Annotated in this window: 14 protein-coding genes; all 14 read right to left on the reverse strand. The window is 37.5% G+C overall.

The genetic code is table 11. The features are described from left to right. Entirely contained in the window at nt 1-774 is a 774-nt protein-coding gene (locus tag E0485_RS11915; protein ID WP_132418265.1) for an MBL fold metallo-hydrolase, read from the reverse strand. Continuing rightward, nucleotides 732-1,316, reverse strand: coding sequence for a 4'-phosphopantetheinyl transferase family protein (locus tag E0485_RS11920; RefSeq protein ID WP_132418266.1), 585 nt, complete (start codon nt 1,314-1,316; stop codon nt 732-734). Before E0485_RS11920 ends, E0485_RS11915 begins: the two co-directional genes overlap by 43 nt. Continuing rightward, on the reverse strand, nt 1,313-2,713 hold the full coding sequence (locus E0485_RS11925; RefSeq protein ID WP_132418267.1) for an FAD-dependent oxidoreductase: 1,401 nt from the start codon (nt 2,711-2,713) through the stop codon (nt 1,313-1,315). The genes E0485_RS11920 and E0485_RS11925 overlap by 4 nt, the downstream gene beginning before the upstream one ends. After that, the gene (locus E0485_RS11930) at nt 2,710-4,053 is read right to left on the reverse strand and encodes an aminotransferase family protein (RefSeq protein WP_132418268.1); all 1,344 of its coding nucleotides are present in this window, start codon (nt 4,051-4,053) and stop codon (nt 2,710-2,712) included. The genes E0485_RS11925 and E0485_RS11930 overlap by 4 nt, the downstream gene beginning before the upstream one ends. Continuing rightward, nucleotides 4,050-4,748 carry an SDR family NAD(P)-dependent oxidoreductase gene (locus tag E0485_RS11935; RefSeq protein WP_132418269.1) on the reverse strand — a complete coding sequence of 233 codons (699 nt, stop codon included), beginning with the start codon at nt 4,746-4,748 and terminating at the stop codon, nt 4,050-4,052. The genes E0485_RS11930 and E0485_RS11935 overlap by 4 nt, the downstream gene beginning before the upstream one ends. A 2-nt stretch (nt 4,749-4,750) precedes the next feature. Continuing rightward, nucleotides 4,751-5,479, reverse strand: a complete 729-nt coding sequence (fabG, locus tag E0485_RS11940) for a 3-oxoacyl-ACP reductase FabG (protein WP_132418270.1) — start codon at nt 5,477-5,479, stop codon at nt 4,751-4,753. Between the two features lies 1 nt (nt 5,480). After that, nucleotides 5,481-6,479 carry a beta-ketoacyl-[acyl-carrier-protein] synthase family protein gene (locus tag E0485_RS11945; protein WP_132418271.1) on the reverse strand — a complete coding sequence of 333 codons (999 nt, stop codon included), beginning with the start codon at nt 6,477-6,479 and terminating at the stop codon, nt 5,481-5,483. Nucleotides 6,480-6,507: 28 nt separating this feature from the next. Continuing rightward, on the reverse strand, nt 6,508-7,521 hold the full coding sequence (locus E0485_RS11950) for a BtrH N-terminal domain-containing protein (RefSeq protein ID WP_132418272.1): 1,014 nt from the start codon (nt 7,519-7,521) through the stop codon (nt 6,508-6,510). A 13-nt stretch (nt 7,522-7,534) separates the two neighbouring features. After that, entirely contained in the window at nt 7,535-8,089 is a 555-nt protein-coding gene (locus tag E0485_RS11955; RefSeq protein WP_132418273.1) for a hypothetical protein, read from the reverse strand. Nucleotides 8,090-8,095: 6 nt separating this feature from the next. Continuing rightward, nucleotides 8,096-9,625, reverse strand: coding sequence for a phytoene desaturase family protein (locus E0485_RS11960; RefSeq protein WP_132418274.1), 1,530 nt, complete (start codon nt 9,623-9,625; stop codon nt 8,096-8,098). Then, nucleotides 9,625-10,833: a beta-ketoacyl-[acyl-carrier-protein] synthase family protein gene (locus E0485_RS11965; RefSeq protein WP_132418275.1), complete on the reverse strand. Its 1,209-nt coding sequence runs from the start codon at nt 10,831-10,833 to the stop codon at nt 9,625-9,627. The genes E0485_RS11960 and E0485_RS11965 overlap by 1 nt, the downstream gene beginning before the upstream one ends. Next, on the reverse strand, nt 10,830-11,102 hold the full coding sequence (locus E0485_RS11970; protein ID WP_132418276.1) for a phosphopantetheine-binding protein: 273 nt from the start codon (nt 11,100-11,102) through the stop codon (nt 10,830-10,832). Before E0485_RS11970 ends, E0485_RS11965 begins: the two co-directional genes overlap by 4 nt. 243 nt (nt 11,103-11,345) lie before the next feature. After that, nucleotides 11,346-11,693, reverse strand: coding sequence for a hypothetical protein (locus E0485_RS11975; RefSeq protein ID WP_132418277.1), 348 nt, complete (start codon nt 11,691-11,693; stop codon nt 11,346-11,348). Between the two features lie 287 nt (nt 11,694-11,980). Continuing rightward, the gene (locus E0485_RS11980) at nt 11,981-12,460 is read right to left on the reverse strand and encodes a DUF3939 domain-containing protein (protein WP_132418278.1); all 480 of its coding nucleotides are present in this window, start codon (nt 12,458-12,460) and stop codon (nt 11,981-11,983) included. Between the last annotated feature and the right edge of the window lie 94 nt (nt 12,461-12,554).

Genomic DNA, 12,554 nt, shown 5'->3' on the forward strand with positions numbered 1-12,554 from the left:
TTACACCTCACAAGTTCCAAGACTATGAGAAGTTAATACATACTTAACCTGCTCATCAATAATAATTTTCCTGATCTTATCAAATGTATCTCGCGCCGTTTTTCTGTACACCGATCCTGAATAATTATTATTCAGGAAGTCTTCCACTGTATAGGAAACATCCCCCAGAAACAAATAATTATCGCCTGTTTTACAGGATTTATATAATAATGAAATATGACCTTTCGTATGTCCCGGGGTATGCAACAAGGTAACTTCTCCATTTCCAAAAAGATCATATCGATCCCCATTTATTTTTCTAACGTTCTTTACAAATGACAATATGCTCTTGCCATAATCGCCAAACATTGTATACGTGGAATATATTTCCTCATACTCTAATTCATGTACGAATATTTTCTCTTTATTAAATTCTTGGAAATCAAGGATGCCACCTGCATGGTCAAAGTGTAAATGAGATAATACAACGGTGCCAATATTTCCCGTCTCGATATTATGCCGTTTCAGCATATGAATTGCTTTCTGATCGTCGCTTAGGTTAATATTTGCAAATTTATGAGCAGAGCCAAGATATTGCTCGGGATTATAGGAATCTGAAAAAATCGTACTTGAAAATCCCGAATCAAATAATATATTTCCTTGTGTTGTCTTAATGATAAATATATAAACAGGAAACTTTTTTTTGAATAAAACAAATTCTATTTCTCCACTGGGGATTGCAATAATATCTTTCACGACACTTCCCATTCCTTTATTGTGTATTCTTTCTTCCATGCCAAACTCATCAAATTATCCGGTATGTTGCAATCTACAGGCAAAACAATAGTAATAATCCTTTTCCCGTCTATAATAACCATCGCAGTAATATCACACACCTTATCCCTAATTGGGAAATGTACGAGAATATGGTTGTCCAAAATTTCAATTGAAGTAAATCCCTTTCCCAAACCATGCCCCAGATATTTACCGATACTTTCCTTTAGTGTCCAATATATAAGAAATTTATCATTTCCCAATTGATCGCAGAACTCTCTTTCCTTGGCCGATATAAAAATATTAGCTTCTTCAATCGTAAGGCACTTGTTCATTTCGATATCTACTCCGACAGGAAAGTTAGAAAATATAAAAGCTGCCGTCGGATACGAATAAGAATAGCTTTTATACTTAAAATCCCCGATACACTCAGAGTAATGATTGAAAAGGGCTTTTTTCATCCCTTCCTTTTCAATCCGATTAAAGTTCCTTTTATACTTTTTCTTGCGATGTTCGACAATAAACAAGGCCACATGGATACCAGAAAAATGATGAATCTTCATGCCATTCTAACCATGCAGTCAGTAACGGATAAAACACTCCCGTAGATGCCAAATGATTTTGACCAGTGCCCTATAAAATATACATTCTTCAACCGCTTCTCTATAATATCGAGGGAATTCAAAGATATATTTCCGATTTGATTCCTGTACCAACCGAAAACGGGCAGGAATGCAGGGGATTGGTTATCCCGATATGCCATTAAGAGTGATCTTTCAATGTCCTGCCTATTCACTCCGAATATCTCACAAAACTGCTTATTGATAAAACTATTGGTCTCATGCTTGTCGATGTCATAGCTTGCTTCACTGCTATAGTTACATGTAATCATAGCATAGTAATAGTGATCGTCCTCAAATATAGAGATGATTGAGACGGGCAATTTCCCCCTTCTGATGTCTATATATTGTTGCAGGGATATATGGATGTTTTCATTCGGGCAAAAGATATATTCACCCTTTTTGAGAGAAGCCTTTTTATTTATTTTAAGATAGCTTCTGAATGCAGTGGGGCTTTTCTTCAATTTGGAAAACTTAGTCAATTCTCGGTGGTGAATAATACCCTGCTCAAATGCTTTGTTCAGTATACCCAATGGCTGGCAGGCAACAATAACCTTTTTACCTGTAACCGCAAGCTCAAGTTCCCCATTTTGTAAAAGTGTTCCCTGAACATTGTGTTCGTTAAACCTATCGATCTCAAAATGACTTGATAAATAAACCTCTACTCCCAATTCATCCATTTTTTCTATTAATAAATGATACAGGTTTTTGCCGTAATCCTTAAAATAGCCTGATCCCTTACCATAGGTGGCAAGTATGGATATGTAGGTAAATGCCGAATCCTGCTCATTAACGCCGCCATATCCAGGTCCGATACTTAATAACAATAGAATTAAAGTTTCGTCTTTGAACCGTTCCTTTAAAAAATCTATATAGGGAATACTTACAGTTTTCCGAAAGTACTCGGCTACCCGGTGCTCATTATCCTCTTCTAGATCCTTCGAAAAAGAAATTATCTTGTTGAAGAAATCAATTATTTCATTTTGTTGATGAGGAAAGTATTGTACTAATGACTTCGACAGTTTTGCTAAGTCGATAGGAATTTCATATTCCTTCTCACCAATTTTGATGTGAAAAATATCCTGAACCTTAAAGCCTATATCAATATCAATATCTATTTTTTCGAAAAATTTTTTAAGGGTATTTCCACCCAGTCCGATATGATGAGCCCCATAAGGAAGAACCTTACCGTCCAAATTAATTGTTTTAAAGAAGCCACCTAGTAATTTTGTTCTTTCGATCAGTGCAACTTTCATCTTCTTTTTTGCTAGCAGTAATGCTGCCAGCATTCCTGATATGCCCCCGCCGATGACAATAACATCATACGTTTTCATGCTCATTTCCTTACAACTCCTTTACTCAATATCTCAATAGTAGATAAAACAGTATCAACTAAAGAAACAATTTCTTCTCTGGAAGATGTTAAAGGCGGAGCAATGATCAAGGTATCTTCATCGTCTGGATAAAACAAAAATCCTCTCTGCTTTAATTTTGAATCAAGGATATGGGAGATTCCCCATTTTTCGCTCATAGCAACCCGATAGCCTGGCTTAAAACGCAATGCTAGCATCATACCATTACCACTGATACACTTTACAAATTCGTAATTTAATAGTGGCATCAAACTAGTTTTAAGATTACTTCCCAATTCATTGACGCACTCGAGGATGGATGTATTTTCCATTAGATCCAAAGTCGCGAGAGCAGCCGCACAGGCAATTGGATGCCCACTTGTGGTATAGCCATGTAGCAGTTCTTTGTCTTCATCCTTTTCTCCTAAAAAAGCATTGAATATATGCTCGGAAACAACGACTGCACCCATTGGGATTAATCCGTTGTTAATGGCTTTACCCAAAGTAATGATGTCTGGTTTTAGGTCATATGTCCCGAAGGCGAACATGCTCCCAGTCCTGCCGAACCCTGTCGCTATCTCATCAATGATAAATAGCAAACCATACTTTCTGCATAGATTCTGCACGCCTTCCAAAAAAAGCTTTGGCAAAGGGTAGGCACCGTTCGATAACTGCACAACCTCCAGAATAATTGATGAAAAGGTTTCAGGACCCTGATCTATAATCATGCTTTCCAAGCTGTGTAATCTATCAACGACAAGTTCATTCTCGGTGGCATCCGTTTCATCATAAGAATCCGGGATATCCACCACGAAAAAAAGCTCTTGATCTATTATCTTTTCCATACCTCTATTGATCGATGATGCCGCTGTAATATAATTCGCCAATAAATTAGATCCGTGGTAGGCACCCTTCATGGAAATAAATTTTGTTCTCTTTTCATCACCGACAAGCCAATGATATTGGCGGCATATTTTATAAGCCGTTTCCACTGCTTCCGAACCGCTATTCGTATAGAATACCTTGTTTAAATTTGGAGGCAGATATAGCTTCAAGCGATCGAAGTACTGTTGCGAAATATCATTACCTGCATTGAACAATGACGTTACATCCAGTTTTCTCGCCTGGGTGTAGATGGCCTCCATCAACTCCGATCTGTTATGTCCAAAGGATGCGTTTAAAAGTGTTGAAACACCATCATAATATTTTTTGTTTTTCACATCGTAAAAATAATGACCCTCAGCCCTGTTTAGAATTATAGGGGTGTTCCGGTAAAACTCACGCATTTGGGAAAAACAATGCCATACATCTTGCTCTCCTTTATTCATCTGATAGAATACCCTCCATCAATTAATAAATCCACACCGTTACAATCATTCTGGATCATAAAAAACTTAATAGCCTCGCCTATACTCGAAACATTTACATGCTTATTTTTAAACCCTGATAGAGAGCTAAACCAATTCCTATTCTTACCGATCACTTGCATTGCACTATCAAGCATAGGTGATTTAACAAAACTCGGACATATTGTATTTGCCCTGATATTGTGATTTACATAATCAAGAGCAACTGATTTTACAAAAGCGTTTAAGGCTGCTTTAGAGGAGTTATATGCTACTAATTCATATCCTGTAGTGGACCCGAAAATCGAGGATATAAATATATAATTCCCCCCACCGTTTTGGATCAAATAGTTCACCGTGTTTTGAACCAGCAGGAATGCACCCGTTACATTGACTTGAAAGCTAGACTCCCAATCTAAGTAAGGAATATCACCTGCACTACCCGGCAGCATTACTCCTGCAAGATAGATCACCGTATCAAACACGTGAATATTTTTAATTTCATTAAGAACATTGATATATTCACTAGGGTTGCTTACATCACACTGCCTGAAGTCACAAAATTCTATATCCGTTTGAATCTTGTCTATTAATATAATATCCGCCGGGTTCAGGTACCCTTTTTTTACTAACCCTTCCCCAATATGCCCCAATCCAATAAGAAGCAGTTTGGACATTTCTATCTTAGACCTCCATCAACAACGATCGTCTCACCATTAATATAACTTGCCCCATCACTAGCCAGAAATAAAGCAACGGAAGCAATCTCAGAGGGCTCGGCAAAGCGCTTCATAGCAATGGATTCCTCATACTGGAGCTTCATCTTTTCAGGTATTTTTTCTACCATATCCGTTTTTACATAACCTGGCGCAATTGCATTAACCCTGATCCCCTTTCCAGCCAGCTCTTTACTTAATGTCTTCGTTAGCGCTATAAGAGCGGCCTTACTTGCAGAGTAGTTTGCTTGTCCGGCTACACCGATAAGTCCTGCAACAGAAGACATATTAATAATGACTCCCATTCGATTTTGCAACATATGCAACAACATTTTTTTAGTCAGCCAGAAAGTCCCTTTTAGGTTTGTATCTATTACGGTATCCCAGGAGTTTTCAGACATGAGCATTGCATAACCGTCCCTAGTCACACCGGCATTATTTATCAAAATATCAATCCGATCATAATCAGCTAGAATTTGTTCGTACACCTTTTCAATATCGTATAAGTCTTCCAAATTCATTTGATATGATTTGCTTCCCGGATATTTTTGTTCAACTTCTCGCGCCAATTTCTCTCCATTACAATAAGTGAAGATAACTTCGGCACCTGCCTTGTAGAATTCTTGAACGATTGCTTCACCAATTCCTCGCGATCCACCCGTAACAAGAACTATTTTGTTTGTAAAATCCATTTCAACACCTCCTAATACAAATTCCAGTATAATCTCCGGCGGTATCGTAGCACGTAACCAATACATTGTCCTTTGCTGGGTACTTTTGAAGAACCATAGCTGCAACGGCAACTCCAAAGGATAAATTACAACCAAATAGTTCTCCAAATACATCCTTCGGATAAATAACAGGAATTTCCTTGTAAAAATCCTTTACCAACATTGTTTCCATCTCACGAAGCTCATTCTTATTCGTCATGGAAACATGAAAATCAATTTTGTCCTGGGCAAACTGGCCCAACACATCATTTAATGCATCGAAGGTTTCATTTTTTGCCTTTTCTTGAAAGGGCATAATTCCCATGTACTTTTGTCTTGTTTTTCCTATTTCTCCATAGACCTTCTGATACTCACTGGTATCCCGCTGTAAAAGGAGTGAGACACCCGCTCCTGAAATCCCTTCCTCAAAAATCTGATTATAGAAAGCCTGGTATTCCTCATCCAAGAACCCAACATAGTCTTCTATACCGCCAGTAAAAATATAATCAGCATGTTCGGATTTAAGCAGTATTTCGGAGTATAATAAGTTATTACTCCCCATGAGTTGTGTACTTACACCTTTATACCCCATTATTATACAAAGATGACCGATGGCAGCATTCGTTACGGTATTGGCAAAAACGATGGGACTTCCCAAATCGGGGTCCCCGTCTTTAACGAATTTTCCAAACTCAAGATTAGTTTCGAGTGGTCCGTAACACGTATTGTATATTGTGCCGATTCTATGCTTGTCAATATTTTGAAAATCAATCTCACTATCGATAATTGCCCTTTCCACGCTGGACATGACCAGAGACGTATAGTGATTCATGCGTCTCATCTTAGCTTTTGGAATCAGTGTAAATTCTATATTGTCAAGCTTCTGATCCTTATCCGGTTCGCTTTCCAACGAACTGAAATAGTCTTCCAGAACAATTTTATTTGGAACCGTTACGCCAATTCCAGTAATAATAACGCTCATATTAATGTTTTCCTCCTATTAAAAAATATTACAGTAAAAGTAGGCACTCCACAGCGTCTACCTCCATCTCTAATATTTTCTGCAGCCTTATTAGGGACTTGTCCTCAATTATAGTAACCTCCTTACATAAAGCTTCATCAAAATCGTATACCAACTGTTTCCACTCGCTAGCTAGACTTGAGTATTTTGCTGCTACCTGTTGAATCAACGCATTGTCCAAGTAACCAGCCGCCTCTTTTAAAAAGCGGGAATACATCCTTCGAAAGTTTCCACCTCCTGTGCCCAGCCTTTCAAGGTAAACACCGGCGATCATTAGATTTCTTTTCAGTTCATCCTGTGGTAAGGAATTCCAATGTTCAACTTCCTTACAAAACATCTCTAAGCCCTTCAGCCCGATTTTAAAAGCAAATGGTTGTCTAATCCTGTTGAGCATGGTCTGAATAGAATCAACAATATATGGCTTCATATTTCCCTTATGAAGTTTTTCAGGGACTCTTAATACTTTCCAGGCATTTTGCGGCGAAACGGAAGTATTGTGAACGCTTCTAGCCAATTGGTAATCCTCATGCGATATTTTGAGTACCTCCGACCAGCGATGCTCTAGAAGATACACTCCCTCATCATCATAGCCTGCTAAAACAGCGTTATGCAGTCCGAAAGCCACATTTTCAGACTGGACAGTAAACCTCTTATAGTAGGGTAAGTATGGAATGCTTAAATCAACAATAATAGGTATGCCTTTTTCCAAAAATTCCTTGTTTTTCTCCCATTCAGTCTGAAAGCAGTCGTTAACATCGGAAATTAGCTCCCCTTCCAGCAGATATGCTAGATTAAACTCCAAGCTTTCATTCCGTCCGCTAATAAAATAGCCTTCATCCAAATAATTCTGATAGATGAATCCTAGTCCAGAACCTAACCCGAACACGAGATCTTCCGAAACATCATAATCATAGTATTTTAATATCGTCCTGATACTATTTGTACAGCAGTTAGAACCCATGCTATGCACTTTTACGAGTTTATCCAAAAGAACCGTTTTCAATATTCATACTTCCTTATAAGATTTTTTTTAGTTTGTTAAAACGGTTATTACCGTCGGTAATGTAACTTGGTCTTGAGAAACCAGGAATATTTAAATTGAAGAACGATATTTTCCCTGGGATGGAATTGGGGTCAACAAGTTCGTAGTCACGTTCAAAAGGATTGATAAGAACCATCGCTTTACCTTCGATACCACAACAAATACACCATATTTCACTTTCAGGAGTACAAGCGCCCTTTAATAAAGAAGTAGGTACTTTCACAATTGGGGGGGAGATTCTCATTTTTAACTGGCGCAAAATCTCAGCTTCGAAATTTTCTTTATCGGTTAACCCGAACAATTCAAAATAAATACCATATGAATACGAAATTGCTCTTGCGATTCTTTCAACGAAGTCAGCACTTAATGACCGATCCTTTTTTTCAGTCATAACATTTTCAATGGTGGCAACAATCTTGTCCATTTCATATAATTTTGAATAATTTAGAAAGGTCACTAAGGAACTTAACTCCGGATATGTCTCCACAACCATATTCTTTATTCTTGGAAAATATATAGTACGTTGCATAGGCTGCTACATCACCGTTCTCTTCGGAAGAGAATACTGCTCCTCTCCCAGTAATTCCAATAGCTTGTTTGCCGTTCTGAATCCAACGTCAATAGTCCCAAAAACCCCTGAGAAGTCACTCACCCAACTTCCGGTAAATAATAAATTTTTGAAATACTCATCATATTCCCTTGGCTTATTTTGTGACGTTACATAGGCCGTAGTCTTAGCAAATCCAACTGACGCCCCTTTGGGGTTTAGCGTGTATCTCTCATAAGTTCTGGGTGTCGCGCATTCAACAACCTCAATATACTTTCGTAAATCAGGGATAACTTCTTCTGTAAGACTGACAAACAGTTCTACAATTTCCTTCTTCCTTTGCTGATACTCAGCATTGTCTTGCTCATACCAGGTATTTTCGATTGAAAATGGAACGTTTAATCCAAGGCATAGCTGTGATTTATTAGCGGGAGTAGATTTAGGATCAAAGGAAAATGTCGGGATAATCAACAGATGAATATTGTCCTTATCTAGCCTTGCATATTTATCCTGGTTGAAGTACCGCCTTTTCGATTCAATCGTCGAAATCTTGGGATAATAACACACAATATCAGATATCCCCAATTTTTCTGGCGGACAGTTCAGTCCCAACCAAACAGTGGCACTCGAATCGGAAGGCTCAAAATCAGCAATACTCTTTTTAAGTGAGTCCATTTTCTCCTTACTTACCCCATCCAATATCGTATTATATACTTGAACGATATCCACTGAAGATATAACGTAATCAAAATTCGTAAATTCACCCTTCCGAGTGGTAAGCGCTTTCACTTCCCTGTCAACAACATGAATCTTTTCAAGCTTTTCATTACACCTAATTTCTCCACCAGAGTCTAGGATTACAGATCTAAGGTCATTAAGTATAGTCGGAGCTCCACCACTGATCATATATTCCACAACATCCTGCTTAATTTCATTGATGGTGATAGGCAGCAATAATGCTGTAGAATCCGGGGATAAGTCTACGAGTGCCAGTATAATGTTCCTGACCTCCATATCTTCATCCGCAGGAAAATATTTAACCAACAGATCCTTAACGGTACTCTTGGAAAACTGAATAAAATGTTTTAACTCCGCAGCTTTCAATTTAAAAATATCGCCTTTAACAACATCTAATTTAATAAAAATTTTATACGCGTCATTAACTTCCTGAAAAAAGCCTTCTAAAGATTCCTTGTTCCCCGGAAATACTCCCGCTAATTGCTGCGCTATATGATTACTGGCAATAAACTGATATCTGTCCTCAAACTGGTACAACATCCGGTATGGTATCATTCCATTGCGATCATACTTTATATTCAATAGGCTAAGATATTGATAAACCGTTCCAGGGAAAGCATGAACGGAAGAATGGAATTGGAATTTCTTCCTGAAAAATGAGTGTGCATAGCCCCCAATCTTCTTGTACTGTTCAAAGACAACGACCTGATGCCCTCTCGCAGACATTGCAGCAGCACATGCCAAACCTGAAATACCTGATCCGATAACGGCAATTCTCATTAGATCACTCCGAGTTCATTATTTATACTTGCTTCAATTCTTTTTACCACTATGCTTGCCGTATTTCCCCCAAATGCAAAGGAATTGGATAAGACCGTATTTACTTCAGCCTTTTTATTTTCTTCCCGCACTATCTTCAATTTGCTTTCATCACTGCTGATGGGGTTAACCAAATTGTAATTAAGAGGAACCATATTATGTTTGATGGCCAGAACACTTGCAACAAGTTCAATAGCTCCGGCTGCTCCTAAGCAATGTCCAACCATTGATTTGTTAGATGAAACAAAAACATCGCCATCTTGATTTCCTAAAACGTTTTCAATAGCTTTCATTTCAACCTGGTCATTTATAGGAGTTGCTGTCCCATGGGCATTTACATAATCAATTTTCTCTTCAAAGTCTTTAAGAGCCATCTTCATTGAACGAATCGCACCGCATGCTTCAGGATGGGGAGAAGTCATATGATAGGCATCATTACATATTCCATATCCCACGAGTTCACCATAAATGTAAGCGCCTCTATCTTTTGCATGTTCGTACTCCTCAACAATTAAAAATGCTGCTCCTTCACCAATATTTATTCCATTACGGTCAACATCAAACGGTTTACATATACTGCTGCTGAGTGATTTTAAAGAATGGAAACCGGTGGAAGCAAATTGGGTCAAGGAATCCGAACCGCCCAATATCACAATATCGGATAAATCATTTGCGATAATCTCATATGCTAATCCTGCTGCTCCACTACCAGAAGCACATGCAGTAGTTGTTACAAAAGAAAACGTATTGATTTTCGCAATATTTTTAATGCGATTTAGGAAATTGGGGCAATGCGATATTAATGGTTTTCTTTGTTCTCCGACGACATTCAGCCTGTCCATGACTTTCTCATTTCCGGCCAAGGAAGTTGCGAAACTTAATGATATCCTCTTATTTTCTATGCGCGTCTGACGCTTAAATACGCCTGAGTCTTCAATAGCTTCATTTAAAGCAATCTTCGCAAACTGCTCCAAACGTTCTACATCGTCTTCTTTGGCTATTTCCTGTTTCACTTCACTTGCCTTCTGGCTTCTCATTCTGCTCGCATCAAATAATGATATATTATCTATACCCGTGTTATTTAAAAAAATCTTTTTTTCAAACTCGGAGGAATTATTGGCTAATCCGCATATAATGCCCACTCCTGTTATTACAGCTCTCTTTTTCACACTAAGCTCTCCGTTTTTTCACGAATAAAGTCCGCTATCGTAGAAATACTTCTGAAAATAGCCATATCCTCATCACCGATTTTAACGCCGAACTTTTCATTAATTCCCACTACCAGCTCCAATGCATCCACTGAGTCTAATTGCAATCCAATTCTTTCATCGTCAAATGAAGCAAAGAGCGGTGCATCGTAATCAACACCGTTTACATCTATATCTACCAAGTCAAGCCTCTCAATTATCATTTCTAGAATCTGCTTTTCCAAATCCATTTTAAATACCCCTTTCATAAATTAGGTTGTTGAAATGCCCGAAAAACCAAATAGTCAAAATATTCAGATAATTTAAGTCAAGCCATTCTGCTATAACTTGATTCAAAAAGCAAACGAACGAAACTCACATACCTCCTATCTTTATTTGAATGTTGTATTATTAAAAAGTAATGGATTCCTTTTAGATTTGCAGGTTGTACGTAGCAAATACATAAAATGAATCCACTCTGAGTTGTAGCAGAATTACATATATTCTATGTTTCTCTTCATATGCTTTAATAACTTTAATGAACATAATATTAACATTGGAATAGCTACAATATTTGTAATCCAAAAAAGACATAAAATATAGGACAGGAGATTAGTGGAATAAGTTTTGTTTTCCGGATAATCTTTTTTGAATTTACTAGATAAAATCAAACCCCTTATAACAAATATCATATAAGGAATTAATGAAATTAAAGCAGGTTTAAGCGCCTCGAAAACATTTCCATTCTTTATGCCAGTTGGCAATCCATAAACAAGTAAAGCTAAGGCAATTGCAACAAACACCACAGTAATGTAATTATTATAAATCAATCCTTTGTTCATAATTGTCTCCTTTTCTAGAGAAATATTATTTTAAAATTGGGAAAAATTACAATAATCTAGTTATTTATATGAAACTATAGAATAATATATTTGTCAATCATAAATTTGGAAATTTTAATATTTTTTTACTCCAAATTATAAACCGCTAAAAAGGACCACGAATGGACAAGAATACACTCTTTTCTTCATTTGTTAATGATTTTCTCCAAAAAAATAAGCCAGCCAAATAGTTCTGGCTGACCTTGCAATATTATTACTCCCGTTCGAGGAGGTTCATCCATTTTCTTTTACGAATCTTGTCGCCAATTCTCATCATGTGTAACCATATCACTTTGATTACTAATAAATAGCGGAATCGTTGGCTTTTCCTTTAAATTATGATTATGAATCAGAAGATCAAAATTGACTCGTTGGTCACTGCTATTGTCGATGATCGGAAGCTTGCGCTTCTCACTAATATAATCATCCACTGCCCCTTGGACCATATCCAAGTACACAGGAATATGCTTATCCTTCTCTTCAAAAATTTCGTACGTTTCACGCGACATGTAGAATTTCTTGTCGGGAACTCCACCTAAGAACATTGCCAACAATTCAAAATTGATTTGATTATCCGCTTCGATGAGAACGGTTCTTTTGATTCCAAGCTCAGTTAAAGTTTCCTCGTATTTATTAATCGCTTCTTTAACCTCACGGAGTGTTAAGTTAAGCTTTGTATGCGGCTTAGTTGGCGCATCCTTCTTCTCACGTCTCCAAAATCGCAGCATCGCTCATCCCTCCTTATGGAAAATTATTTTGAAACCGTTTTCATACTTCTAGTATAGCAATTATTATGCCAAATAACAAGAATTTCATCCTTAA

The sequence above is a fragment of the Paenibacillus albiflavus genome, assembly GCF_004344915.1.
Lineage (GTDB): Bacteria > Bacillota > Bacilli > Paenibacillales > NBRC-103111 > Paenibacillus_AM > Paenibacillus_AM albiflavus.

Bases quoted from the DNA above. Each gene is read 5' to 3' on its own strand.
- E0485_RS11970 (WP_132418276.1), bottom strand. From the start codon at position 11,102: ATGGATTTGGAAAAGCAGATTCTAGAAATGATAATTGAGAGGCTTGAC.
- E0485_RS11915 (WP_132418265.1), bottom strand. From the start codon at position 774: ATGGAAGAAAGAATACACAATAAAGGAATGGGAAGTGTCGTGAAAGAT.
- E0485_RS11935 (WP_132418269.1), bottom strand. From the start codon at position 4,748: ATGTCCAAACTGCTTCTTATTGGATTGGGGCATATTGGGGAAGGGTTA.
- E0485_RS11920 (WP_132418266.1), bottom strand. From the start codon at position 1,316: ATGAAGATTCATCATTTTTCTGGTATCCATGTGGCCTTGTTTATTGTC.
- E0485_RS11945 (WP_132418271.1), bottom strand. From the start codon at position 6,479: ATGAGCGTTATTATTACTGGAATTGGCGTAACGGTTCCAAATAAAATT.
- E0485_RS11980 (WP_132418278.1), bottom strand. From the start codon at position 12,460: ATGCTGCGATTTTGGAGACGTGAGAAGAAGGATGCGCCAACTAAGCCG.
- E0485_RS11975 (WP_132418277.1), bottom strand. From the start codon at position 11,693: ATGAACAAAGGATTGATTTATAATAATTACATTACTGTGGTGTTTGTT.
- E0485_RS11930 (WP_132418268.1), bottom strand. From the start codon at position 4,053: ATGAATAAAGGAGAGCAAGATGTATGGCATTGTTTTTCCCAAATGCGT.
- fabG (WP_132418270.1), bottom strand. From the start codon at position 5,479: ATGGATTTTACAAACAAAATAGTTCTTGTTACGGGTGGATCGCGAGGA.
- E0485_RS11925 (WP_132418267.1), bottom strand. From the start codon at position 2,713: ATGAGCATGAAAACGTATGATGTTATTGTCATCGGCGGGGGCATATCA.
- E0485_RS11955 (WP_132418273.1), bottom strand. From the start codon at position 8,089: ATGCAACGTACTATATATTTTCCAAGAATAAAGAATATGGTTGTGGAG.
- E0485_RS11960 (WP_132418274.1), bottom strand. From the start codon at position 9,625: ATGAGAATTGCCGTTATCGGATCAGGTATTTCAGGTTTGGCATGTGCT.